At 62.7% G+C, this 24,433-nt stretch carries 28 protein-coding genes; 17 read left to right on the top strand and 11 right to left on the bottom strand.

Going from position 1 to position 24,433, the window contains the following annotated elements:
• Positions 1-36 precede the first annotated feature (36 nt).
• From GOB94_RS07875 to GOB94_RS07825, 11 genes are all read left to right on the top strand, one after another.
• The gene (locus GOB94_RS07875) at positions 37-1,380 is read left to right on the top strand and encodes a hypothetical protein (protein ID WP_182278267.1); all 1,344 of its coding nucleotides are present in this window, start codon (positions 37-39) and stop codon (positions 1,378-1,380) included.
• On the top strand, positions 1,370-2,038 hold the full coding sequence (locus GOB94_RS07870; protein ID WP_182278266.1) for a hypothetical protein: 669 nt from the start codon (positions 1,370-1,372) through the stop codon (positions 2,036-2,038). Before GOB94_RS07875 ends, GOB94_RS07870 begins: the two co-directional genes overlap by 11 nt.
• Positions 2,039-2,122: 84 nt before the next feature.
• Positions 2,123-3,040: an SCO family protein gene (locus GOB94_RS07865; protein WP_182278265.1), complete on the top strand. Its 918-nt coding sequence runs from the start codon at positions 2,123-2,125 to the stop codon at positions 3,038-3,040.
• Between the two features lie 9 nt (positions 3,041-3,049).
• On the top strand, positions 3,050-4,114 hold the full coding sequence (gene coxB / locus GOB94_RS07860; RefSeq protein ID WP_182278264.1) for a cytochrome c oxidase subunit II: 1,065 nt from the start codon (positions 3,050-3,052) through the stop codon (positions 4,112-4,114).
• Entirely contained in the window at positions 4,111-5,778 is a 1,668-nt protein-coding gene (gene ctaD, locus GOB94_RS07855; protein WP_182278263.1) for a cytochrome c oxidase subunit I, read from the top strand. The genes coxB and ctaD overlap by 4 nt, the downstream gene beginning before the upstream one ends.
• 40 nt (positions 5,779-5,818) lie before the next feature.
• Positions 5,819-6,538, top strand: coding sequence for a cytochrome c oxidase subunit 3 family protein (locus GOB94_RS07850; RefSeq protein ID WP_182278512.1), 720 nt, complete (start codon positions 5,819-5,821; stop codon positions 6,536-6,538).
• Positions 6,539-6,569: 31 nt separating this feature from the next.
• On the top strand, positions 6,570-6,920 hold the full coding sequence (locus GOB94_RS07845; protein ID WP_182278262.1) for a cytochrome C oxidase subunit IV family protein: 351 nt from the start codon (positions 6,570-6,572) through the stop codon (positions 6,918-6,920).
• A gap of 109 nt (positions 6,921-7,029) precedes the next feature.
• Positions 7,030-7,593 (top strand): TIGR00730 family Rossman fold protein, encoded by a 564-nt coding sequence (locus GOB94_RS07840; RefSeq protein ID WP_182278261.1) that lies wholly within the window; start codon positions 7,030-7,032, stop codon positions 7,591-7,593.
• Between the two features lie 36 nt (positions 7,594-7,629).
• The gene (locus tag GOB94_RS07835; protein WP_182278260.1) at positions 7,630-8,415 is read left to right on the top strand and encodes a sulfite exporter TauE/SafE family protein; all 786 of its coding nucleotides are present in this window, start codon (positions 7,630-7,632) and stop codon (positions 8,413-8,415) included.
• Positions 8,412-8,717 carry a SemiSWEET transporter gene (locus GOB94_RS07830; protein ID WP_255484352.1) on the top strand — a complete coding sequence of 102 codons (306 nt, stop codon included), beginning with the start codon at positions 8,412-8,414 and terminating at the stop codon, positions 8,715-8,717. Before GOB94_RS07835 ends, GOB94_RS07830 begins: the two co-directional genes overlap by 4 nt.
• A complete protein-coding gene (locus GOB94_RS07825; RefSeq protein ID WP_182278259.1) occupies positions 8,714-9,133 on the top strand; it encodes a DUF971 domain-containing protein in 420 nt (139 codons plus the stop codon). Before GOB94_RS07830 ends, GOB94_RS07825 begins: the two co-directional genes overlap by 4 nt.
• Before the next feature lies 1 nt (position 9,134).
• Here the strand turns inward: GOB94_RS07825 and GOB94_RS07820 are convergent, their stop codons facing one another.
• From GOB94_RS07820 to GOB94_RS07810, 3 genes are read right to left on the bottom strand one after another with little or no spacing between them, the layout of a single operon-like run.
• A complete protein-coding gene (locus tag GOB94_RS07820; protein ID WP_182278258.1) occupies positions 9,135-9,920 on the bottom strand; it encodes an ATP-binding cassette domain-containing protein in 786 nt (261 codons plus the stop codon).
• Positions 9,917-10,384 carry a nuclear transport factor 2 family protein gene (locus GOB94_RS07815; RefSeq protein ID WP_182278257.1) on the bottom strand — a complete coding sequence of 156 codons (468 nt, stop codon included), beginning with the start codon at positions 10,382-10,384 and terminating at the stop codon, positions 9,917-9,919. Before GOB94_RS07815 ends, GOB94_RS07820 begins: the two co-directional genes overlap by 4 nt.
• A 60-nt stretch (positions 10,385-10,444) precedes the next feature.
• Positions 10,445-10,906, bottom strand: a complete 462-nt coding sequence (locus tag GOB94_RS07810; protein ID WP_182278256.1) for a DUF4440 domain-containing protein — start codon at positions 10,904-10,906, stop codon at positions 10,445-10,447.
• Between the two features lie 60 nt (positions 10,907-10,966).
• On the opposite strand from GOB94_RS07810, the gene GOB94_RS07805 reads away from it, so the two are divergent.
• Entirely contained in the window at positions 10,967-13,099 is a 2,133-nt protein-coding gene (locus GOB94_RS07805) for a molybdopterin-dependent oxidoreductase (RefSeq protein WP_182278255.1), read from the top strand.
• A 45-nt stretch (positions 13,100-13,144) separates the two neighbouring features.
• The gene (locus tag GOB94_RS07800) at positions 13,145-14,104 is read left to right on the top strand and encodes a PfkB family carbohydrate kinase (protein WP_182278254.1); all 960 of its coding nucleotides are present in this window, start codon (positions 13,145-13,147) and stop codon (positions 14,102-14,104) included.
• On the opposite strand, the gene lipA is transcribed toward GOB94_RS07800, so the two are convergent.
• The 5 genes from lipA to GOB94_RS07775 form a co-directional block, all read right to left on the bottom strand.
• On the bottom strand, positions 14,101-15,033 hold the full coding sequence (gene lipA, locus GOB94_RS07795; protein ID WP_182278253.1) for a lipoyl synthase: 933 nt from the start codon (positions 15,031-15,033) through the stop codon (positions 14,101-14,103). The two genes, GOB94_RS07800 and lipA, sit on opposite strands and share 4 nt — an antisense overlap.
• Positions 15,034-15,060: 27 nt before the next feature.
• Positions 15,061-15,675 carry a response regulator transcription factor gene (locus GOB94_RS07790; RefSeq protein ID WP_182278252.1) on the bottom strand — a complete coding sequence of 205 codons (615 nt, stop codon included), beginning with the start codon at positions 15,673-15,675 and terminating at the stop codon, positions 15,061-15,063.
• A complete protein-coding gene (locus tag GOB94_RS07785) occupies positions 15,672-16,850 on the bottom strand; it encodes a sensor histidine kinase (protein WP_182278251.1) in 1,179 nt (392 codons plus the stop codon). Before GOB94_RS07785 ends, GOB94_RS07790 begins: the two co-directional genes overlap by 4 nt.
• 95 nt (positions 16,851-16,945) lie before the next feature.
• Positions 16,946-17,752, bottom strand: coding sequence for an ABC transporter permease (locus GOB94_RS07780; protein ID WP_182278250.1), 807 nt, complete (start codon positions 17,750-17,752; stop codon positions 16,946-16,948).
• 31 nt (positions 17,753-17,783) lie between these two features.
• A complete protein-coding gene (locus GOB94_RS07775; RefSeq protein ID WP_182278249.1) occupies positions 17,784-18,752 on the bottom strand; it encodes an ABC transporter ATP-binding protein in 969 nt (322 codons plus the stop codon).
• A gap of 140 nt (positions 18,753-18,892) precedes the next feature.
• Here GOB94_RS07775 and GOB94_RS07770 point away from each other — a divergent pair, with 140 nt between their 5' ends.
• The 4 genes from GOB94_RS07770 (at position 18,893) to GOB94_RS07755 (ending at position 22,437) form a co-directional block, all read left to right on the top strand.
• Positions 18,893-19,474, top strand: a complete 582-nt coding sequence (locus GOB94_RS07770; RefSeq protein ID WP_220465013.1) for an RDD family protein — start codon at positions 18,893-18,895, stop codon at positions 19,472-19,474.
• 31 nt (positions 19,475-19,505) lie between these two features.
• Complete coding sequence (locus tag GOB94_RS07765; RefSeq protein WP_182278247.1) at positions 19,506-19,997, top strand: GNAT family N-acetyltransferase; 492 nt, start codon at positions 19,506-19,508, stop codon at positions 19,995-19,997.
• 209 nt (positions 19,998-20,206) lie between these two features.
• A complete protein-coding gene (locus tag GOB94_RS16845) occupies positions 20,207-20,875 on the top strand; it encodes a MerR family transcriptional regulator (protein WP_255484349.1) in 669 nt (222 codons plus the stop codon).
• A complete protein-coding gene (locus GOB94_RS07755) occupies positions 20,872-22,437 on the top strand; it encodes a lipid II flippase MurJ (protein WP_182278246.1) in 1,566 nt (521 codons plus the stop codon). The genes GOB94_RS16845 and GOB94_RS07755 overlap by 4 nt, the downstream gene beginning before the upstream one ends.
• A 15-nt stretch (positions 22,438-22,452) precedes the next feature.
• On the opposite strand, the gene GOB94_RS07750 is transcribed toward GOB94_RS07755, so the two are convergent.
• The 3 genes from GOB94_RS07750 to iscX form a co-directional block, all read right to left on the bottom strand.
• A complete protein-coding gene (locus GOB94_RS07750) occupies positions 22,453-23,214 on the bottom strand; it encodes a DUF5677 domain-containing protein (protein WP_182278245.1) in 762 nt (253 codons plus the stop codon).
• Positions 23,215-23,296: 82 nt separating this feature from the next.
• Complete coding sequence (locus GOB94_RS07745) at positions 23,297-23,647, bottom strand: DUF2442 domain-containing protein (protein ID WP_182278244.1); 351 nt, start codon at positions 23,645-23,647, stop codon at positions 23,297-23,299.
• 540 nt (positions 23,648-24,187) lie between these two features.
• On the bottom strand, positions 24,188-24,409 hold the full coding sequence (gene iscX, locus GOB94_RS07735; RefSeq protein WP_182278510.1) for a Fe-S cluster assembly protein IscX: 222 nt from the start codon (positions 24,407-24,409) through the stop codon (positions 24,188-24,190).
• Positions 24,410-24,433: the final 24 nt, after the last annotated feature.

Below are 24,433 nucleotides of genomic sequence, written 5' to 3'. Positions count from 1 at the left end.
GAAGACACTTTAGGAACTTTGAAGGCGACGGAACGCATGGCACTGGAACACGAACATAACGGAGCGGAGTTGGCGCATGGAGGACACGGGCATCACGGCCCGAACGTGCTGCCCAGCGTGCTGACGGCACCGGAGGTCGTCAAGACCTGGCGGATGCGTGCAGCCATCGTGGCGGTGGTCTTCGCGCTCGTCTCGCTGATCTTCATGGCGACTCCCGACGGCCGCACCCACCTGATGCGCGCGTACCTCGCGGGGTATATGACGTGCTTCAACTTTGTGGGCGGCGCACTGGCCTTCCTGATGGTGCAGTATGTCTCGGGCGGTAAGTGGGGCCTCGTCCTGCGGCGTCCGCTGGAAGCGATGACGCGCACGATCCCTCTGGTCCTGCTGCTAACGATTCCCCTGCTGGTGATGATGCCCAAGCTGTATCTGTGGGCGGCGTACACCACCAAGGCTGCCTCACTGCAGGCCTACCACCAGGGCCTGGTCACCAACGAGCAGCATCTGGACATCGACTTCCGCCACACGATGCTGAACCCCGGCGCGGCCATCTTCCAGGCCTGCGTGGTGCTCGGATTCATGACCTTCCTGGTCTTCCTGCTGAACCGCTGGTCGCTGCTGCGCGACAGGGACCAGGCGGCCGGCACGATCGGCAGCTACGAGAAGTGGCGCATCCGGTTCGAGAATGTCTCCGGGCCTTCGATCCTGCTGTACGTCATTTTGATGACGGACTTCGTGATCGTCTTCGTCAAGTCGCTGGACATTATCTGGGCGTCGTCGGTGTATGGGCTGCAGTTCCTTGTGGCGCAGGGCTATGGTGTGCTCGCGGTCGGCATCCTCACGCTGATCCTGCTCTCGCGCTATGAGCCGATGAAGACGCTCTTCCGCACCACCGAGCAGCACGATCTCGGCAAGCTGGCCTTCGCCTTCACGATGCTGAACATCTACCTCACCTTCGCGGAGTTCCTGATCATCTGGTCGGGCAACATCCCGGATGAGGTGACGTACTATATTCACCGTATCCAGGGGGGCTGGTGGACAGTATGTACCGCCGACGTGATCTGCCACTGGGTGATCCCGTTCTGCATCCTGCTCTCGCGCGACATCAAGCGCTCGAAGCACAAGATGATCTGGGTGGCGACGGTGATGATCGGCGCGCGCTTCATCGACATCTTCTGGCTGATTGAGCCGAGCTGGAACAAGACCGGCGATACGCTGCACCTGATCGGCAACTACGGCCTGCTGGCTTACATCACGGTCCCCGTCACGCTGGTGGCGATCTGGGCTGTGTACTACCTGACTGAGCTTGGCCGCCGTCCGCTGCTGAACGTGAACGACCCGCATACTGAAGAGCTTCTGGAGCCTGAACATGCCCACTAACGACTTCGATCCAGGACTACCGACCTTCACCGGGCCTCGCGATGCCGACCATCCCGGCTACGAGACGCAGGACGTCAACGTCGGCGGCGTTATGACGTTCGTCGCGGGCCTCGCCGGGTTCGTGGTGATCTTCTTCTTCTTCTGCTTCCTGATGGGCAAGGCGATCAACTACGTGCTCATCAAACAGGACGGCCCGGTGGACAAGTGGCACATGACCACCGCGGACACCACCGGCGCGACGCCGCATGGCGCGAAGCGCGATGACCTGACCTCGAACGCGGTCATCGAACAGAACCAGTTGCGGGCCGTCTCGCAGGCGTTCCCGACACCGCGCCTGGAGACCGACGATGGCAACCAGGACACGGCCGACCTCCACGCCAAGGAAGACCTGCTGCTGGACAACTACAGCACGTCGAACGATATCCCGGCGGGCACGGTGAGGATTCCGATTGAGCGGGCGATGGAGTTGGTGCTGCAGCGCGGTCTGCCCAAGCCGGCCACCGCTGCCCCGACTGAGACGCTGATGGTTGGCGACTCGAAGCCGACGATCACGGTCCCCCTGACCGACGGTTTTGCGCGCACCGGCTACGAGCAGGAGGCGATCGAGACGCGCGAGCAGAAGAACGAGTACGTCAAGGCCACGGGCTCCAAGGAATAGGCCTCGCCAGAGCGTGAGACAGGCAAGAATCGAACGAAGAGAGCAGAGACTGAGATGACGATGTACAGCACAACCCGGAGAGCGATGGCGGCCAAGGCAATGCTTGGCGCCGCCCTTGCGCTCGGCTGTGTTGTGTCGGTCGCCGGCGGCTCGCTTTCGGCCCAGGTCTCAAGTTACGGCGACAAGCAGGAAGGCCAGAACGTAGGCGACCAGCTGCCGAACGTGCTGCAGAAGGTGCAGGTCACGCAGCACCTGAACGCGCAACTGCCGCTGGACGCGAAGTTCGTCGACGACACGGGCCAGCCCGTGGTGCTGGGCAAATACTTTGACGGCAAGCACCCGGCGATCCTTACGACGATCTACTACAACTGCCCGATGCTCTGCTCGGAAGAGCTGGACGGGCTGGTGAGCTCGTTGCTGATGGTTCACCTTGTGCCCGGCAAGGACTTTCAGATTGTCGTGATCTCGATCGACCCGAGTGAGACGCCGGAGCTGGCAGCGAGGAAGAAGGCGTTCTACCTCAAGCGCTATGGGCATCCGGAGACGGCGGATGGTTGGCACTTCCTGACCGGGCAGCGGCCAGCGATCGACGCCGTGACCAACGCGGTTGGTTATGGCTACGTGCGCGTCCCAGGGCCGGACGGCAGGCTGACGCAGTTCGCCCATGCCAGCGCCATTGAGCTTGCGACACCGGCGGGCCGGGTAGCGCAGTACTACCTCGGCGTGGAGTATTCGCCGCGGGACATTCTGCTGGGGCTGATCGATGCCTCAGGCAACAAGATCGGGTCGCCCGTAGCGAACATTTTGACGTACTGCTACCACTATGACCCACAGACGAACAAGCACTCGCTGGCTGTGGTGCGGGTGGTGCAACTGGGCGGCATCGTAACGGTGGCGTCGCTCGGCAGCTTCATGTTTTTGATGTTCCGGCGCGACATTCAACTCGCACGTGAAGCGGATCAGGAACAACCTCAACCGGACAACAACCGGCGAAACGGATAAAGGCGAACGATGGGTATTAGTCCAGTACTATGGCAATTTTTGACGAATTGGCTGCACGGCTCGGCGCTGTTCCCGGCTGAAGCCTCCAGCATCTCGCCGTGGGTCGATGCGCTCTACTTCTTCCTGCTGCTGATGACGGTGTTTGGCGTTGTGCTGGTGGGCGCGCTGCTGACGTTCTTCTCCGTCCGCTATCGCCGCGAGCGCAGCCCTGTGGCCACGCAGGTCGAAGGCTCGACGCTGCTTGAGGCCACCTGGACCATCATTCCGCTGGCGATCTTCCTGCTCGTGTTCGTATGGGGCGCGCTGCTGTACTTCCGCATCTACAACCCGCCGACCAACGCGCTGAACATCTACGTGGTGGGCAAGCAGTGGATGTGGAAGGCCGAGCACCCCGGTGGCCAGCACGAGATCAACGCGCTGCATGTACCCATGGGCAAGCCGGTCCAGTTGACCATGATCTCGCAGGACGTGTTTCACAGCTTCTCGATCCCGGACTTCCGTGTGAAGCGTGAGGTCATCCCCGGCCGCTACTCGACGGTGTGGTTTGAGGCCACGCGGCCGGGAACGTACCACCTCTTCTGCACGCAGTACTGCGGCACGCAGCACTCTGGCATGATCGGCGAGGTAACGGTGTTGACGCCCGTGGACTACCAGAAGTGGCTGCACGAGTCGACCAGCGGCATGAGCCTGGCGCAGAACGGCGAGCGCCTCTTTGCCAGCATGGGCTGCAACCAGTGCCACAGCGGCACCGCCGCAGCGCGCGGGCCGAACCTCGCAGGCGTCTACGGCTCGAAGCTCACGCTCACCGACGGAAGTCAGGTCCTGGTGACCGATGCGTATCTGCGCGACGCGATTTTGAGCCCATCGCAGCATGTGACCGCCGGCTTTGCCCCCATCATGCCGACCTACCAGGGACAGATCAGCGAGGATGGCTTGATTGACCTAGTGGAGTACATCAAGGGTCTACAGTCGAATTACCGGGTGCAGCAGACGCTGGTGACCTCCACGTCCAGCGACGCTGCCCCTAAAACGCCCGAACCGGGCACAACCACTCCGGAGATGGTGAAGCCATGAGCGCCCAGACCATAGTCTCTTTACCCGACCAGAGCACGGCCAAGATGCCCAAGCGGCACTACATCAACAACGAGCACGGGTTGCTGAGTTGGCTGCTGACAGGCGATCACAAGCGTATCGCGATCCTGTACCTGATCTCGATCACGTTCTTCTTCTTCATCGGCGGCGCCTTCGCGGGGCTGATCCGGCTGGAGTTGCTGACGCCGCAGTCGGACCTGGTGGCCGCCGACACCTACAACAAGTTCTTTACGATGCACGGCATCATTATGATCTTTCTGTTCCTGGTGCCGTCGGTTCCGGCGACGCTGGGCAACTTCCTGATCCCGATCATGCTGGGCGCCAAGGACCTCGCGTTCCCGAAGATCAACCTGCTGAGCTGGTACCTGTACCTCGCCGGCGGCATCTTCACCCTGACGGCCCTTGTGCTGGGTGGGGTTGATACAGGCTGGACGTTTACGACTCCACTCTCGACGCATTACCTGAACACACACGTCATTACGACAGCGCTAGGCATCTTCGTCGCGGGCTTCTCGTCGATCTTCACGGGTCTTAACTTCATCGTGACGATCCACCGGATGCGTTGCCCTGGCATGACGTGGTTCAAGATGCCGCTGTTCGTGTGGTCGCACTATGCCGCCAGCCTGCTGATGGTGCTGGGTACTCCGGTGCTCGCAATCGCACTGGTGCTAGTCCTGCTGGAGCGCCTCTTCGGTATCGGCGTCTTCGACCCGACCAAGGGTGGCGATCCGCTGCTCTTCCAGCATCTGTTCTGGTTCTACTCGCATCCGGCCGTGTACATCATGATTTTGCCGGGCATGGGCGTCATCTCCGAGGTCATCGCGACGTTCAGCCGCAAACGCGTCTTCGGTTACTCGGCGGTCGCGTTCAGCTCGGTGGCCATCGCGCTCTTCGGGTTCTTCGTATGGGAGCACCACATGTTCATCATGGGTGTCTCGAACTACTCGGCGCTGGTTTTCAGCCTGCTGACGATGCTCGTCGCCGTCCCCTCGGCGATCAAGGTCTTCAACTGGTCGTTCACGCTGCAGAAGGGTTCCATCACGTTTGAGACCCCGATGCTCTACGCGTTCGCGTTCATCGGCCTGTTCACCATCGGCGGCCTCACGGGCGTCTTCCTCGGTGCGCTGGGCATGGACATCCACCTGACCGAAACCTACTTCATCGTGGCGCACTTCCACTACGTGATGGTGGGCGGCATGCTGATGGCGTTCCTCGCGGGCATCCACTTCTGGTGGCCGAAGATGACGGGCCGCATGTATCCGGAGTCGCTCTCGAAGCTCTCCGCGGTCACGAGCTTCATCGGCTTCAACCTGACATTCATGCCGCAGTTCATCCTGGGCTACCTGGGCATGCCGCGCCGCTATGCAGCGTATCCGCCTGAGTTCCAGGTGCTGAACGTGCTCTCCACGGCGGGCGCGACGGTGCTCGGTGTCGGCTTCCTTCTGCCCCTGTTGTACCTCGGCTGGAGCCTGAAGTACGGTGCCATCGCGGGCAACAATCCGTGGCAGGCGACCGGCCTTGAGTGGCAGATCCAGTCCCCGCCGCCGACCGAAAACTTTCTCGAGACGCCTATCATGGATCATGAGGCCTATGACTATGAGTGGCTCGCCAACAAGACCAAGCATGAGGTGACGACCGTTGGATAGCGCAACCGCAACCACGCACGCGCACGGAGTTGGCGTCGCCATGGGGCATGAGGAGCATGAGCACGTTGTGCTGCCTCAGCACCGGCACCACTTCGAGACCGAAGAGCAGCAGCGGGAGGCCGGCAGCTTCGGCATGTGGCTCTTCCTGCTCACCGAAATCATGTTCTTCGGCGGCATGTTCTTCTCCTACCTGCTCTATCGCAACTGGTACTACCCGGCCTTCGCCACGGCGTCGAACACGCTGAACATCTGGGAGGGAGCGATCAACACGGCTGTGCTGATCACCTCCGGCTTCTGCATGGCGCTGGGCGTGTACGCCGCCGAGGTCCGCAAGAAGGGCATGCTCGTCACGACGCTCATCCTCACGACCGTCTTCGGCCTGATCTTTCTGGGCATCAAGTACGACGAGTACCACGAGAAGTATGAGCTGCACCACATTCCTGGCAACAGCTTCAGCGTCGCGCAGTTCGTGAACCCGCATGCGTACGGCATCCAGGAAGAACCGCTCGCGCCGGACATGGCGCAGCGCACTCAGATCTTCTTCTTCCTGTACTTTGCGATGACCGGCATGCACGCGCTGCACATGATCATCGGCATTGCCCTGTTACTGTGGCTGATTAAGCGCGCGCAACGGGGAGACTTTACCAATGGTTATGTCGCTCCAATCGAGAACTTCGGACTGTACTGGCACTTCGTCGATATCGTTTGGCTGTTCCTGTTCCCGCTCCTGTATCTGATCAACCGTCATCCGCTGCACTAAACCAAGAACTGTGAATCTGAAGGAATCTGCAATGAGCCATGCTGCGCACTCTGAAGCACACGATCCGAACAATGTCACCAATCCGGAGCATGCAGAGCACCACATTGTGACACCGCTGCAGTACACCTATGTGTTCATCACTCTGCTGGTGGGCACGGTGCTCACGGTCGCGGCCGCGTTTGTGAACATGGGTGTGTTGAACCCGGTGGTTGCACTGGGCATTGCATGCTTCAAAGCCTGCATCGTGATCCTATTCTTTATGCACGCCGCCTATCAGACCCGTCTCATCAAGGTGACGATCGCCTCCGGGTTCTTTCTCTTCCTGGTGTTGGTCACGATGACGCTGACGGACTACCTGAGCCGCTCGTGGGGCCTCTGGTAACGGCTGCGTTTCAAGCTGCTGGAGAAGCCGCCTTCCGGGGCGGCTTTTCTATTGCCTATCGCAAACCCGGCGTTGAAGCAGTAGCGAAAAGGGTTGATATCCTGAAGTCATGACAGATCAAACCAGGAGTACTCCGGAGAAGAGTGTTGCCGTTTACTGTGCATCGGCCATGGGGGCGCGGCCGCAGTACAAAGCCGTGGCGGAGGAGCTTGGGCGCTCGCTCGCGCAGCATGGCGTCGGCCTCATCTACGGTGGCGCAAAGGTTGGGCTGATGGGTGCGGTTGCGGATGCAACGCTCGCCGCAGGCGGGCACGTCGTGGGTGTCATCCCGCACGTGCTGGTGGACAAGGAAGTCGCACACGAGGGCATCACCGAGCTGCATGTGACCGAGACGATGCACACGCGCAAGGCGCTGATGGCCGGCCGCGCGAACGCGTTCCTGGTGCTGCCCGGCGGCTACGGCACGTTTGAGGAGATGTTCGAGGTGCTGGCCTGGCAGACGCTGAAGATCCACTCGAAGCCCGTCGTGGTGCTGAACATCGAAGGCTTCTACGACAAGTTGCTTACGTTCCTCGACCACTGCGATGAAGAGGGGATGATGCGTGGCAACCGCAAGATCCTGCTTGTGGCGGAGACCGTGGAGCAGGCGCTCACGCTGATGGGAGTGGCATAACGGCGGACCTTCGCCGGCGCATACAATAGAAAGAGAATGCACGTCTCTTCCATCCCTCACCTGAACTTTATCTGGCTGGTTACGGCGTCGCTGGTCGCCGGGGTGATGAATGCGATGGCGGGCGGCGGCTCGTTCCTGTCGTTCCCTGCCATGCTGGGGATGGGCGTGCTGCCGGTGCAGGCGAATGCGACGAATACCGTCGCGCTGTGGCCTGGCCAGCTGACATCGCTGGCGACGCTGCGCGGCGACGTGACCCGTTCGCTGCTGCTGCCGGTCGGCATCACGTGCGTACTGGGCGGCGTCACCGGGGCCGAGGTGCTGCTGCACACCGGGCAGACCACGTTTCTGCACATGATCCCGTGGCTCATCCTGGGTGGCACACTGATCTTCGGTATCAGCGGCCGCCTCTCGCAGTGGCTCAGGTCCCGGAGCGAGCATGTGGGCGAGCGACCGATCCCCGCGCTGCCGCTGATGGCATCGCTCTTCCCGGTGTGCTTCTACATCGGCTACTTCGGCGCGGGCGGCGGGTTTCTGGTGATGACGATCCTCGCGCTCTTCGGCATGGAGGACATGCACAAGCTCAATGCGATGAAGGTGTTCGCCGCGCTGTCTTCCAACTTCTGCGCGATCGTGACGTTCATCGTTACCGGCAACATCGAGTGGCGCTACTGCGTGGTCTCGATGGCGTTCGCCGCGCTGGGCGGCTGGCTGGGCGCGCGGCTCGCCAAGCGGGTGCCGGGCGAGGTGCTGCGCGGCATCGTAGTGGCCACGGGGCTGGTGATCGCTGCATACTTCTTCTGGAGGCAGTCGCATACCGCATGATGACGAAACCCCAGATCGACCTGATTGGCTATGCCGCGGCGACGATGACGACGATCTCCTTTCTGCCGCAGCTCATCCGCGTCGTCCGGCTGCGCTCGGCGCGAGACATCTCGCTGATCATGTTCCTTGTGTTCTCGGCGGGCACGTTTTCGTGGATGGTGTACGGCTTTCTGAGCCACTCGCCGCCGGTGTGGATGGCGAACGTGATCACATTCGCGCTGTCGCTCTCGATCCTTGTCCTGAAGCTGAAGTACGACCGCGAAGTACTCGAGACCGAGGCGCGTGCAGGAGGTATCGAATGAGCCACGAAGGCATCAAGTTCGTCAGTGCCGATGAGGCCGCGAGGCCCGAGCTGCCGAAGCTGACCGGCGACGCGATCAAGCCTGCGAAGGTGCGCGTCGACAAGACCGGCGGCACCGGCGTGAACATCGCCTGGGCCGACGGCCATGAGAGCCACTGGAGCTTTGCGTGGCTGCGCGCCGCGTGCCCCTGCGCCACATGCCATGAGGCGCGCGAGGCCGAAGGCCGTGATCCGGGCGTTCCGAAGCCCAAGACCGCAATGCTGCTGCCCATGTATGAGGCGCCCTCGCGGCCGGTGGAGGTGACGCCGGTAGGCAAGTACGCTATCCGCTTCAAGTGGAACGATGGGCACGAGGCGGGGCTGTACTCATGGGACTACCTGCGCAACGTGTGCGACCATCTGGGCAACGGCAAGTAGCCTACGCGGGCAGCTCAGGCGTGGCAGCGAGCAGCTGTTGCGTGTAGGGCTCGCGTGGCGCGTTGCAGACTTCGCTCCAATCACCGCTCTCCACAATGCGCCCGCGGTGCATCACCACGATGCGCTGGCACAGGTACCGCACCAGTGGCATGGAGTGCGAGATGAACAGCGACGTAAGCCCATAGCGCGTTTGCAGGTCGCGCAGCAGGTTGATCACCTGCGCGGCCACCGAGACATCGAGCGCGCTCACCGGCTCATCGAGCACCAGCAGCTCCGGCCGCAGCGCGAGCGCCCGCGCAATGTTGATGCGTTGCCGCTGGCCGCCGGAGAACTCATGCGGATAGCGGCTGAGAGCTGTTGTCGGCAAACCAACTTCATCCAGCAGCACCAGCAGCCGCGCATGGATGCCTTCGGCTGGGCGCTCATGGTGGATGGCGAACGGTTCGCGCAGCGTCTGCTCTACAGTGAGGCGCGGGTTCAGCGCGGCGTAGGGGTCCTGAAAGACGATGGCCGCACGGCGGCGCAGGCGGCATAGCTCGCGCGGTCGGAGCGCAAGTAGATCCGTCGCGGAGCCATCGGCATTGTGCAGTGTGACACTGCCGCTTGTCGGCTCAATCAGTCGCAGCACCATGCGCGCGACGGTGCTTTTGCCAGAGCCGGACTCGCCGACCAGGCCCAGCGTTTCGCCACGATGCAGCGTGATCGACACATCGTCGACGACGGTGCTATCGCCGTAGCGCTTGGTCAAGTGGCGGGCTTCGAGCAGCGGGGTTGCGGGCAGTGTCATGTGGTGGAGCTGTAGATAATCCGCCAGCCGCGGTCTGTCTTCTCAAGGATGTCGGTGAAGGTCCCCATGGCATCGCCGCCGGCCTTCTTGTTGCGCGTGAGCTGATACTTGCCGGTGGCGAGCGCGAAGTTATCGCCAAGCTCGCGCACATTCACCTCGGACTCGTCGAGCGAGCCCATCGCAGCGGCGTTGGGAAAGTTGACGAGGTAAGCGTTGTAGATGCTCTGCAGGCCATGCACTGGCGCGGCGAGCACCGCAATGGTATCCGGCGCACCCTTGTAGAAGTTCACATAAGCGGCGAGGTCGCCCTTGTTCCAGGCGGCCTGCTGCTCCAGCAGCGTCTTTGTGACTTCGAGCTGCTCGTGGGTTGCGGTGTACAGCTGGTCAGCTTGCTGTGCGAGCGCAGGCAACGCGCAACAGGCCACGGCAAGCAGAACGAAATGCGCGGGACGAAGGCGACGCATCGAAGACCTCCAGTTTCCATAGTACGAGCAGCGATGGCGATTGGTTCTGGCAGCATTCGACTATTGTTGACCGGGCGGCAGCGAGGTCGAGTCGTCACGCACGATCTTCCAGCCGGCCAGGGTCTTCTCAAACACCAGCAGAAAGTAGCCATCGGCGTTGCCGCCACCTGCCTGCGTGCGCTCCAGGTGAAAGTGCCCGGTGACGGTGGCAAAGCGCACGTCCAGCGGCTGCACCTCAAGCTGCGTAAAGGTCAGCGTGCCCATCTGCTCGCGCGTGGCGTAGTTGCGCTTGTAGGTGGCCACCATCTGCTGATAGCCGCGGCTGATGCTGCGGCCAATGAACAAAATGTCCGGCGAGTCCTTGTAGGAGGTGGCAAAGGTGTCGAGGTCGCCGCGGTTCCAGTCTGCCGCGGACTTGTTCATCACACCGATGATGGTTGCGGCCTCGCCGTTGTACTGCGCGGCTGCAGCCAGCGGAAGCACGCAGAGGATGGCTGCGAGGACAAAACGGAACGGACGCATGAAAGGCTCCTGGAGAGAAGTTGCTGCAATTCGCAGGACAGAGACGCCTACAATATACCTATGCCTGAGCCAAACGCCAACACAAGGAGCGTCCATGCGGTCTGCACGCACGACTGCCCGGACTCGTGCGGCGTGCTGGTGACGGTGGACGAGTTGACCGGTCGCGCGTTGAAGGTGCAGGGCGACCCGGCGCATCCGGTCACGCGCGGCTTTCTGTGTGGCAAGGTAGCGCGCTATCTCGACCGCGTCTACTCGCCCGACCGGCTGCTGTACCCCATGCGCCGCAAGGCCGGCGTGCCCAAGGGGCCGCTGCCGCAAGGGCGTGAGACCGAGGCCTTCGAGCGCATCAGCTGGGACGAGGCGCTGGATACCATCGCGGCACGGTTGAAGGCCATTGCAGGTGAGCATGGGCCGGAGAGCATCCTGCCGTACAGCTATGCGGGCACCATCGGGCAGCTCGGCTACGGCTCCATGGACCGCAGGTTTTTTCATCGGCTGGGCGCCTCGCAGCTCGACCGCACCATCTGTGCGAGCGCGGGCGGCGCTGCGCTCACTAGCGTCTACGGCGCCAAGCTTGGCACCGTGCCGCAGGAGTTCGCGCACGCCGGCCTGATCATCGCGTGGGGCGCGAACATCCACGGCAATAACATCCACCTGTGGCCGTTTATTGAAGAGGCCCGCCGCAACGGTGCGCGGCTGATGGTGATTGACCCATACAAGACGCGCACGGCAGCACTGGCAGACGAGCATCTCGCGATTCGCCCCGGCACCGACGGCCTGCTCGCACTGGCGATCATGCATGTGTTGTTTCGCGACTCCCACGCGGATGAGGAGTATCTGCGCGACTGCACTCGCGGCGTCGAAGAGTTGCGCGCGCATGCGCTGCGTGAGGAGCACTCGCCAGAGCGCGCGGCACGGGTTACGGGCCTTGCGGTAGAGACGATTGAGCGGCTTGCGCGGGCCTATGGACAGGCCGGTCGCGACGGCCGTGGCCCTGCGGTCATCCGCATGAACTACGGCGTGCAGCGCAGCGAAAACGGCGGCACTGCCGCGCGCGCCATCGCCATGCTGCCGCTGATTACAGGTAGCTGGAAGCAGCGCGGCGGCGGGATGTTGCTCTCGACCAGCGGCTCGTTCCCCTACAACAGCAAGCGGCTGCAGATGCCGGAGCTGATGCAGAGCAGCCCGCTTGGCCGGGCGTCGCGCGTGGTGAACATGAGCCAGCTGGGCGAGGCGCTGACGGAGTTGCAGGGGCCGCCGGTGAAGGCGCTCGTTGTCTACAACTGCAATGCGGCGGCGGTCGCGCCGGACTCTGCAAAGGTGCTCGCCGGTCTGCGGAGAGACGACCTGTTCACCGTGGTGCACGAGCAGTTCTTTACGGACACTACCGACTACGCGGACATCGTGCTGCCGGCAACGACGTTCCTCGAAGCCAAGGACCTGATGGGCGCCTACGGGCATCTGCAGGCGCAGATCTCCATGCCTGCCATCGCGCCGCTGGGTGAGGCGCGCAGCAACGTCGCGATGTTCGGCGCGCTCGGCCAGCACATGTTTCCGGGCGAAAACGCGTTCCTCGACGGCGAGGACGAGTTGATCGCGCAGGCGCTCGACGTGCAGCACCCGTGGCTCGACGGCGTGACCAAGGAGCGGCTCGAGCGCGAGGGCCACGTTGCGCTGGCGCTGCCTGAAGACGAGCTGCCGTTCAGTTCCGCCAAATGGTTTGGCACGCCAAGCGGCCGCGGCGAATTCACGCCTGTGCCCGTCTGGATTGCGCCGAGAGAGTCGCGCAACGGCACCGACGCCGAAATCGCGTATCCGCTGGAGTTCCTGCCGCGCAAGGCGGACAACTTTATGAACAGCACCTTCGCGAACCTGCCTGTGCATCAGCAGATGGAGCGCAAGACCGCAGGCGTGCTGGAGATGCACACGGTCGATGCAGCCGCGCGCGGGTTGAAGACAGGCGATGCCGTCTCGGTGTGGAACGGGCGCGGGCGCGTGACGCTGACGGCGCGTGTGGGTGAGTCGATTGCAGCAGGCGTGGTGGCCGCGCGGCTGGACTGGCAGAAGCTCTCCGCCGAGGGCAAGAATGTGAACGCACTCACAAGCGAGCGGCTCACGGACATCGGCGGCGGCGCAACCTTCTACTCTACGATGGTCGAGGTGACGAAGCTGGAGCGTCTCGCTGCAGACTGAGCCGTCGCCTCGTAGAAAGCACGCTGCAACAGCTAGAATGGCGTGATGCCGTTGATTGCCAAGGTTGACCTGGTGGGTGTTGGGCTGAACGCCACCGATACGCTGATCCCGCTGGCGGAGTTCCCCGCGCGCGGCTCAAAGCTGGAGTACACGCAGGAGTCCGTGATGCCGGGCGGTCAGGTGGCCTCGGCGATGGTGGCGTGCCAGACGTGGGGCCTGAGCACGCGCTACGTCGGCAAGCTTGGCGATGACGACGCGGCGCGGCTGCATGAACGCGCCTTCGCGCAAGCCGGTGTCGAGATGCGGCTCATTCATGTGCCCGGCGCGGCCAGCCCGCGCTCGCTGATCCTTGTCGACAAGCAGGGCGAGCGCACCGTGCTCTGTCGCAAGGACGACCGCCTCATCCTGCAGCCACAGGAACTGCAGCGCGAGTGGGTCGCCAAGGCGCGTGCACTGCTCGTCGATGGGCACGACACAGCAGCAGCAACGCAGGCGGCGCAGTGGGCGCGCGAGGCAGGCATCCCCGTCGTTGCCGACCTCGATGAGCCGTATGAAGGTGTTGAAGCGCTGCTCGAACGCATCGACTGCCTTATCGTCAGCCGTGACTTCCCTTGCCGCATAATGCAGGAGCCGGACCTGCACGAGGCGCTCAAAAAGATGCAGGCGCGTTATGGCTGCTCGCTCACCGCGGCAACACTGGGTGAGAACGGCGTGCTCGCGTGGGACGGTAGCCGCTTCCACTACAGCGCCGCGTACCAGGTGCAGGTGGTCGACACGACCGGCGCGGGCGACATTTTCCACGCAGGCTTCTTGTATGGCCTGCTGCAGGGCTGGCCGCTGCAGCAGCAACTCGACTTCGCCTGCGCAGCCGCAGCCATGAACTGCACCGGCGAAGGCGCGCGCGGGGGCATTGGCCCGGTCGAGAAGATTGGGACGATGATGGCCACAACGCCGCGCTATCCACGGCCTGCAAGCTTACCTGTTGTGGATGAGGTGCTCGCTTAAGCGAGGCCGGTCGATTGCGCCTGCTCATGCGCGTGGTAGCTGCTGCGCACCAGCGGGCCGCTTTCTACGTGGCGGAAGCCCATCTGCAACGCCTCGTGCTTCAGGAACGCAAACTCGTCGGGCGTGTAGAAGCGCGACATCGGCAGGTGGTCGCGCGAGGGGCGCAGGTACTGGCCGACGGTGAGGATATCGACCTTGCGGTCAGCGAGATCGCGGAAGACGCCGAGCAGTTCGTGCATCTCCTCGCCCATGCCAACGATGATGCCGGTTTTCGTCACAATCGGCCCCAGTTCATGTTCCGACGACTCACGCTTGGCCTCGGCCAGAAACTCGAGCGAGCGCTCATAGCGGCCGCCGGATTTAGCAACGCGATAGAGCCGCGGCACGGTCTCGATGTTGTGGTTCAGAATCTTAGGCCGCGCTGCGACGACCAGCCGGCGCGCTTCAGCCACGCCTTGAAAATCAGGCGTCAGCACTTCCACCTGCGTGCCAGGAGACTGGCGCCGGATCTCGGCAATCACATTCACAAACGCCTGCGCCGCGCCGAGGTTGTCATCATCGCGGTTCACGCTGGTGATGACGGCATGTTTCAACCCGAGCGAAGCAACGGCATACGCAACCCGCGAAGGCTCTTCATGGTCGATCGGCTCCGGCTTGCCCTTGGGCACCGCGCAGAAGCCGCAGCGCCGCGTGCACAGGTTGCCGAGCATCATGAATGTCGCCGTCTTGTGGTTCCAGCACTCGCCGATGTTGGGGCAGTGTGCGCTCTCGCACACGGTATGCAGGTTCAGGTCGCGGGCCAGCTTCTTCAGGTTGTGGAACGTCTCGCCCATGGGCGCGCGCGCCTTCAGCCACTCGGGCTTGGCGACGGGCTTGCGCGGGGTAAGGTCGATCTGGACTAGATCGGCGGACTGGAGGAGCGGTGCCATCGACTGTCTTTTATTGTATCGCGCGGCTCACAGCCAGCCCCGCGCGCGGGCGATGCGGGCGGCGTCCGTGCGGTTAGCGGCGCCCAGCTTCGCAATGGCCTCGGAGAGATAATTGCGCACGGTGCCTTCGGAGAGCCGCAGCTCCGCGGCGATCTCTGCTGAGGTGCGGCCATCGCCTGCACGCTGCAGAATCTGCCGTTCGCGGTCGGAGAGCGGGTCGGGATCGGCGGACCACGCCTCGGCGGCCAGCGCAGGATCAATGGCGCGCAGGCCGCTGTGCACCTTGCGAATGGCCTCGGCGAGTTCCGTCGCGGGCCGCTCCTTCAGCAGGTAGCCGCGTGCGCCGGAGTCGAGCGCACGCCGCAGATAACCGGGCCGCGCAAAGGTGGTCAGGATGATTACCCGCGCCTTGTTCTCTGCCTCGCGCAGAGCGGTCGCCAGTTCCAGCCCTGTGCGCTCGGGCATCTCGATGTCGGTCACCAGCACATCGGGCGCGTGCTGCTGAACCAGCTTCAACGCCTCGTTGCCGTTGGCGGCCTGCGCGACGACGTTGATGTCCGGCTCCAGCGACAGCAGCGCCGCCAGCGCGCCGCGCAGCATGGTCTGGTCTTCCGCGAGCAGCACGCGGATCTTCGCGCTCATAGGGCGGCTCCGGGCTGCGGCAGCGTAATCAGCAGGCGCGTTCCGTGTTCTTTGTCGGCGCAGCCATGCTGCAGTTGCAACCGGCCGCCAATCGATTCGATGCGCTGCCGCATGCCGCGCAGTCCGTTGCCCTCGCGCGGCGGCGTAGGCGAGGAGCCGTTGTCTTCCACCACAAGCCGCCGCTCCCGGTCTTCCGTCACGAAGCGCAGCGTGCAGGTGGTGGCACGCGCGTGTCGCACAATGTTCGTCACGGCCTCGCGCAGCGCCAGTGCGAGCACCGTCTCCTCCTGCGGCGTCAGGTTGGCGGCGGGCTGGTTCTCGGCGTCGACGGTCAGCGTCACGCCGGCGAGATCGAGCGTGCGCCGCGCGGCTTCAATCTCCGCGGCAAGCCCGCGCGTGCGGTAGCCGCCTATGGCCTCGCGCACTTCGGAGAGGGCTGTGCGTGCCGTGCGTTCTACATCGGCGATCTCCGCAGTCGCACGTGCGGGATCGCTAGCGACCAACCGTCCGGCAAGCTCGGCCTTCAGCACGATCACTGAGAGCGTATGCCCCAGCACATCATGCAGGTCGCGTGCGATGCGCTCGCGTTCGGCGACCGCAGCCAGTGCATTGTTCTCCTCCTGCGCCGCGCGCAGGTCGCGCTCTGCTTGCAGTTGGGCGAGATTGAAGCGCTTCTGCTCGGCGAAGAAGATGTTCGCCCCGCCGATGATAAGGATCAGGAAGATCGCGATAAACGTGTTCGGCCAGTTCGCGCCGAAGGTTGCATGCGTGTGCGGAATGGAAATGGTCCGGTGGAGCAGCAAGGTTTCGGCGATGATAACGAGGAACTCGGCGACGAAGAGAAGCAGGACCCTGCGCGTGGAGGCGATAACAAAGGGGAGGAACGCCGCGGTGTAAATGAAGAAGGTAGAGGCGCCGCCGTTGAACGGAAAGACCACGAGCCCAAGGATGAAGGTGGCGACGATAAGCCAGTAGCGACGCGGCGAGCTCTCGTCTTCATCGCACCGTTTGTACGCGGCGAAGATGAACGCGAAGATGACGATGGCGAGCAGCGTGACGGTCCAGAGGAAGATGCTGGGCTCGAAGCACGGGTCGATGACGATGAACCCGGTGTAGGCAAACCAGAGCCATGCAATGTGGCGATGCTTGGGCGGGCTGGCGAGCGGGTCCGGCATGAAGGCCTCTTGGGATGAGTGTACTGCGGGGAGGCGAGATGTGAGGGCTGGACGCCAGCCTCCCACACCTCGCATCGGCAACTGCGCCTCAACGGTTAACTGTTCTGCTCAATCCGCCGAAACGCGATCAGCGCGATGCCAAGCATGATCAGCGTGAAGCCGATCAGCCCGATCCAGTGGCTCGACGCGGAGCCTGCGCTGGGATATCCAAACGACGCCAGCTGCAGCTGCGCCAGGTGATACGTCGGCAGTATCACCGCGAAGTGCTGCAGCACCTTCGGCAGGAACATGATCGGTATCCATAGGCCGCCGAGGAAGCTCATCGGCAGATAGATCATGTTGGCGATGCCGGGCGCGGAGGCCGCGGGCACAAGCAGCGCCAGCGCCATGCCCATTACCGCGAACGGAATCACGCCGACGATGGTAAGCGCCATCATGCGTGCGAACTCTGCGATGGAGAGATGCACGCCGCCGGCGGTGATGCCGAGCAGCGTGAGCAGACTGACGATGATCACACCGAAGGCCATCGCGCTCATGCACTTTGCAAACAGATACGCGAGCGGCGGCATCGGGCTCGCGCGCTTCAGCTCCAACCATCCTGCTGAAAGCTCGGCGGAGAGTCCCACACCGATGCCGAACAGCGCCGCGCCCACCATGCCAAAGACCGTGTAGCCGGCCAGCATGTAGCGTGCCACCGTGATGCCGCCGATGTGCTCGCCGCGGTTCATGATGAGGCCGAAGAAGATATAGAAGACCACCGGAAAGCCGATGACCGAGAGCGCGAAGCTGCGCGTACGCAGCAGGCGCTGAAACTCGTAGCGGGTCTCAGTGAGGAAGATACGGAGCGTCTGCGGCAGGCTGCGCGACGCGCTGACGGGAAATGTGATGGCGGTAGTGGACATGGGATTTCTCCTGTGAATTCGGAAGCGAGGGTTAGGAGTTTTGATCGGAGGTCAACGCGAGGAACGCATCTTCGAGCGCCGGGCTCTGCACCTCCAGCGCATGCAGTGTCGAGTCAAGCGCGAGCATCTCGCGCAGCGTGGTCTCAGGCTGCGCCGTCGTCAGCGTGGATAACGTATCGGCCACGCTGGCCTGCGTCACGCCGGGCATGCTGCGCAGCGCCTGCAATGGCAGCGCCGTCACGCAGCGGATGATCTTGATCGTCGCGGAAGAGCCCGCGCCATCCGCCGTCGCACCCAGCGAGAGCGACTTCACCTCCGCCGGTGTGCCGGAGCACACAACCTTGCCCTTGTTGATCACAACGATGCGGTTCGCCAGCGCATCGGCCTCTTCCAGGTAGTGCGTCGTCAACAGTACGGTCTTGCCGCGGGCGGCGAGCGAGCGGATCGTTGCCCACATCCCGCGGCGCGCTTCAATGTCCAGACCGACCGTCGGCTCATCGAGAAAGATCAAATCCGGATCGCCCGCCAGCGCCAGCGCGAACAGCATCCGCTGCTTCTGCCCGCCGCTGAGCTGGCCGAAGAACCGCTCCTCAATCCCTTCGAGCCCCGCGGCCTTTACCAGCTCTGCATAGGGCATCGGCGCAGGGTAGTAGCCGCGAAAGATCTCCACCTGCTCGCGGACGCGCAGCATCTCCGGCGCACGGCCCACCTGCAGCATCACGCCGGTGCGCAGGCGCGTATCGGTGTCGCGCGGGTCCGCGCCGAAGACCCGCACACTGCCAGCGGTCGGCGCGCTCAACCCCATCATCAGCTTCACGGCGGTGGACTTGCCCGCGCCGTTCGGCCCCAGCAGAGCAACGATTTCACCACGCCGCAGCGCCAGCGAAAGGTTATCGAGCGCCACCACGCCATTGGCATAGCGCTTCGTGATGCCGTCGAGAGAGGCTACGGGAACGGTTGCGGACTGGGGTTCGGTAAAGGTTTCGACGACTGCGCTCATGGCTGGCTCCTGGTTGGCTTCTGGGCGGATCAACTGCGCTGACAGGATTGAGTCTCCGCCCCGACAGCCGCTGCCGGTAGTGAGCCGCGTCAGCAAAGCAAAGTGACAGATGTCATCTCCGGATGGTTTAAGCTGCTGCTATGGAGAACATGCTGGCGAAGCTGAACCGGGAGCCACGACACTTCCACGCCCACGAGACCGCGCGTTTCGACGCGTTGAGCGGGCTGCCGCTGGCAAGCTTCAAACAGCGAATGTGGGCCATCACGATCGACGTCCTGGCGATCTTCATCGTCAAGGGCCTGCTAGGCTTGCACAACCACCACGACGACAACGAAGGCCCCATGACTGTGGCCCGATTGCTGATGGACGGCGCCGAGTACATCAAGGAGCTGGTCGAGTCCACGCTGTACTTCGCAGTCGCCGTGAAGCTAAGTAAAGGCCAGACCATCGGCAAGTGGTTCATGAAGGTGCGCATCGTCTCGCTCACACACGACGAGATGGGCTGGTGGCAGTCGATCGAGCGCGCGCTGGGTTACGGCGCCTCGCTGCTCGAAGGCGGCTTCGGCTTTCTGCAGTTCTTCATCAATCGCAACCGCCAGACCGTGCACGACCGCATCGCGGAGACCATCGTCATCGACGAGCGGCCCACCGCGCGGCGGCTCGGTGACGTAGATCACGAAGAACCCGAGATCGAAATCGAACCGAAGGCGCTGGAGGCGTAGCGCCGCATCTATTCTCTGCAGGAGTTTCCCGATGATCCTCCGCGACGCTGTCGCCGCCGACATCGAAGCCGTGACCGCAATCTATAACGCGGTGCTGCTCAGCTCGACGGCCATCTACAACGACACACCCGTCACGCTCGAAGACCGCCTCGCCTACTGGCAGTCGCGCGTCGCGCAGGGCTACCCGTTGCTCGTAGCCGTCGACGACGAAGGCGCGATCCTCGGCTATGCCACCTTCGGCGACTTCCGCTCCTGGCCCGGCTACCGCTTCACGGTCGAAGGCACCATCCACATCCGCGAAGGCGTCCGCGGCAAGGGCATCGGCACCGCGCTGCTCACTCAGCTCACCGCGCGCGCCCGCGCCTGCGGTAAGCATGTCATGGTCGCCGGGGTCGACTCCACCAACACCGCCTCTATAGGCTTCCTCACGCGCTTCGGCTTCACCTCGGCAGGAGTCCTGCACGAAGTCGGCTTCAAATTCGGCCGCTACCTCGACCTCCACTTCCTCGAATATCGCCTCTGACCGCCGAAACCTTCGACCTTCACTTCCGAGCAATACTTAAACCAGCACTTCAGGTAGGGTTAACTCCCTTGGTTCCACTGCCAACCCCCTCAAGACAAAGGGGGTATCGCCCGGACTACTTTCGGCGTCACAGCTTTCAGTCCTATACTTTGCTCTAGTGCTCGCAAGCGGAGCCGATTCCCAGAGCAGGGCAGGGCAGATTCAGCAGTATGGCTACCCACCACCCAATCCGCAAAACCGTCGCGCACCCCACTCCGGTCATCCCGGACAAGCTCTACTTCCGCATCGGCGACGTCGCCCGCATCTGCGAGGTGCCTGCCTACGTCCTCCGCTTCTGGGAGACCGAGTTCCCCAACCTGAAGCCCAACAAAGGCGGCACAGGCCAGCGCCTCTATCGCCGCAAGGACGTCGAGACCGCGCTCCGCATCAAGCATCTGCTCTACGACCTCGGCTACACCATCCCCGGCGCGCGGCAGGTCTTCAAGACCGACGCTAGGCCCGAGGCCCCAGCGCTCGCTGCTGCGCCTGCCGCGGTCGAAACACCCGCAGCCAGTGCTGAACCCCATAACAAAACTGTCATCCTGAGCGGAGCGCACAGCGCGCAGTCGAAGGACCCCGAAGCTCTCAACCTCGCCATTACAGCTAGGGCCTTTTCTACCGACACCGCCCCACGTCTGCACGCTCTCCGCGACGAGCTCCGCGCGCTGCACACCCAGCTCAGCGCACCGGTCTCGACCGAGCCTGCACCCGAGCCGCTGCGCCCGCGTCTTGTCGCCGAGCCCAAACGTCCGCGTCTCCACAAGCCCGAACCCAGGCTTGAGCCGCGCCTCGGCCCCATCGCCATCCCCGGCCAGCAGGACCTCTTTCCCGCAGAATGACCGCGTCCGGCTCGGCCTCACCGCACAAAAAGACTCACACCGCCGGTTCCGCTGCCATGCTGCTCATGGCGAGCGCGCTGCTCTCCGGCCTGCTTGCGCTCGCCCGCATCAAAATCGTCAACTACCTCTTCGGCGCCGGCGCCGCGCAGGACGCCTACCGCGCCGCCTTCAAACTCCCCGACCTCCTCAGCTACTTCCTCACCGGCGGCGCCGTCGCCATCTCGCTCATCACTGTGCTCAACCGCTACCTCACCGCTGGCGACGACGAGGGTGCCGACCGCGCGCTCTCCGTCGTGCTCTGCACCATGCTCGTCATCCTCGGCATCGGCGTTGTGGTCGCGGAGATCGTCGCCCCCGGCTACGTCTGGCTTGCCAACTCCGGCTTCCGCAACGACCCTCTGCGCGCGCACCTCTGCACCGCGCTCACGCGCATCATCCTGCCCGCGCAGTTGTTCTTCTTCATCGGCAGCTGCATGAGCTCGCGGCTGCAGGTCCGCAAGATCTTCATCTATCAGGCGGGCGCGCCGCTGGTCTACAACCTCGGCATCATCCTCGGCGCCATCTTTCTGCACAAGCAGCTCGGCATCTACTCGCTCGCTGTGGGCGTTCTGCTCGGCGTCATCTTCGGCTCGTTCCTGCTCAACACCACCGGGGCCTTCCGCACCGGCTTCCACTTCACCCCACTCGTCGACTTCCGCGCCCCTGCCTTCCGCGAGTGGTTCTCGCTCACCTGGCCGCTCATGATTGGCGTCTCGCTCGTCATGTTCGACGGCTTCTTCCTCAACTACTTCGGCTCGTTGAAGGAAGGCGGCATCACGCTCATCGGCAACGCCAAGGACCTCTTCAACGCGCCCTTCAACGTTATCGGCCCGGCGGCCGGCGCGGCTTCGCTGCCCTTCTTCGCCAGCCTCTTTCAGCAGGACCGCCGCCACGACTTCTCGCACGCCGTCTCGCGTTCTGTCTCGCGGCTCTTCTGCGTCGGCATGCTGGTTTCAGCCTGGATGATCGCCCTCGCCCCGTGGCTGATGGACCTCTTCCGCGGCGGCAAGTTCCACCACGACGACGCCGTCACCACCACGCATCTCTTCGTCGTGCTCGCCATCACGCTGGCCATCTGGGCTGTGCAGGGCATCTACGCCCGCGCCTTTTACGCCGCCTCGGACACCCTCACCCCCGCCATCACCGGCACCATCATCACCGTGGCGAGCGTCCCGCTCTACTGGCTGCTCTTCCACGCCCGCGGTCTTGAAGGCCTCGCCATCGCCTCCGACCTCGGCATCACCATCCAGACGGCCACGCTGGCGATTCTGCTGCACCGCAAAGACCTCGTCCGCTTCGCCCACCTCGAGTACCCCGAGCTCGCCCGCGCCCTCTTCGCCGCACTGCTGGCCTTCGCCGCGACGTACATCCTCGCACACCACCTGCCGCCCGTCACCACCCACCCCGGAGACCTACTCATCCTCGCCGCCGGCAGCCTCGCATGGCTGGCGATCACCTTCGCCACCCTGCACCTCACCGGCAGCAAACTCCCCAAACAGATACTTCGTCGCAAAGCTGCATAGCCACCGTAACAAAGCTCACGAGCAAGCCGAAACTATATCGTGCTTCAGTCCTAGAGCATGTTTTTCATCTAGTAGAAGGCACATTAGATTGATAGCTAGAACAATGATATGAACCGCACCGCCGAGCATCGAGAGGCGTCTCTCGTGCGGAGCCATCGTGTTGCCCACCACTTCGTGCAAACTCCACACGAGAGAGAACATCGTAGAGTGTGTTCCGGCATTTCCGTAGGGGACTGCTGTTAGCTGTAAAGTGTAAAAATCCTTATTTATGTAGTGCTTGTCCGTTTCTTGCGCTCTGGAAGCCAAGTCCTGATACCGGCTCCAACTTTGATTATTATCCTTGAGTCCTGTGCGGTTTCTCGCCCCAGAAGCCATCTCCTCTACGGAAGCCGTAAGACTATCTGGTAGCTGCGCCGTGGGAGGGCGATGCTGCATCAATTTCTTTGCCTGGTTAACGATCTTGTGTCCGTCGAGATAAATAAAGTTGGTAACCTCTTGCTCCGGGGCGATGTAGAGGTAGCCACAGTTGATGACTAACTCCGTCAAAGAGCGCGAGAGTATCCAAACCTCTTCCAGAGCGCCTGACTCCGCCAGCAACAGGGATGATTTTGATATAGCTTTTGCCCGCAATACATGCCCCAGCAAAATGTATTGCCGCTCACTTAAAGCCGAACCGATTACTTGGGAACAAACCTTCTGATAAATGTGATCCAGTAGATTTAGCAACCGCAGTGTCTTTGAGACCTCATCGGCAAGAACGTACCTGTTATCCGACACTCTAGCTCCCAACTGACATAGACAAACTGGAAGAAAACAAGCAGCACCCAAGTACCTTCATGTAATACGTGACGAGGAATCTCTACGCCGCAGCATCTCGCCGCTGAATCTTGGCCATCCACTTCTCATTCCCGGTCCGGCCTTCTAGCAGGCCCTCCACGGACATGCCGTCATCCAGTTGCGGCCACCAGATCCGTGTGCCCATCGGCCCACCTGGAGCTTGTATATTGAAGTCCGCAGCCTGCTCCTGCGTAGCATCGGCCACACCCTGTAAATTCTCACGAGGCAGCACGAGCCGCCTCCCGTCGCTCAGCTTCAGGATGAACAGTTCTAGATCGCGCTGATAGTCTGCCTCGACAATATGCGGCTCTTCCGGCTCCTGCCTCATCCGCTCCAGCGCCGCCGCTAGCTCTTCGTCTGTTGTCTCAACCATTTCATTGCCCTCGTGCAGCATGCCAAAGTTGCCACAGCTCTTTCTGGTACTTGTCGGCAGTCCGCAAAATCCGATTCACATCTGAGTGCTTCGAGTCCGGAGGTTTAACCGCCCGTTTCCTGGAGGACAATCTGACTCCCAAAGCCGTCAACTCAACGATGACTTCTACTCCTGTATAAAACCCATGCACATGCGAAGGCGGGTGGTCATGTGAGTAGGCCTCAAACCAGACGCCGTCAAAGGTCTTCGAGCCCACACCTTCAATCTAGTCTTTTCAAACCGCCCGCATCAATCAAAATTCGTCCCCTTGACACACCCCATACAATAGAGACAACGGTAAGGAGACGCGCGGCCATCGGCCTGGCTCTTCCCGCAGACGGCCCAGCGCCAGTCTCACCAAGCACCATCTTGACAAACGAACCACCGTGACTGAACCCCGTCGGCCAGTCGGACAGCCTTCTGCATCGGAAGTCCGATCCACCGCTAACCCCAATCGGCTGCGGATCATAGCCCCAAAACCGGGGGGAGGGTGCAGCGCCGCTACGCGTCCTTGGCGTCCACGTACTCCTCGTGCCACGCCGTCTGGATTGCCTCCAGCACGCCCTCATTCGACTTCGCCGGATCGCCCACAAATCCCGGCAGCTGTGTCACCCACTTGTGCAGGTCGGTAAACCGCACGGAGTACGGATCGGTATCCGGAAACATCTCCTGCAGTTGAATCCCAATCTCCAGCGTATCGCTCCAGTCAATCTCGCGCGGCATCGTCGGTGCCCTCCAGATCATCAG

Origin of the sequence: Granulicella sp. 5B5, assembly GCF_014083945.1 — a bacterium.
Taxonomy (GTDB): domain Bacteria; phylum Acidobacteriota; class Terriglobia; order Terriglobales; family Acidobacteriaceae; genus Granulicella.
This window is presented reverse-complemented; position numbering and strand designations above follow the sequence as displayed.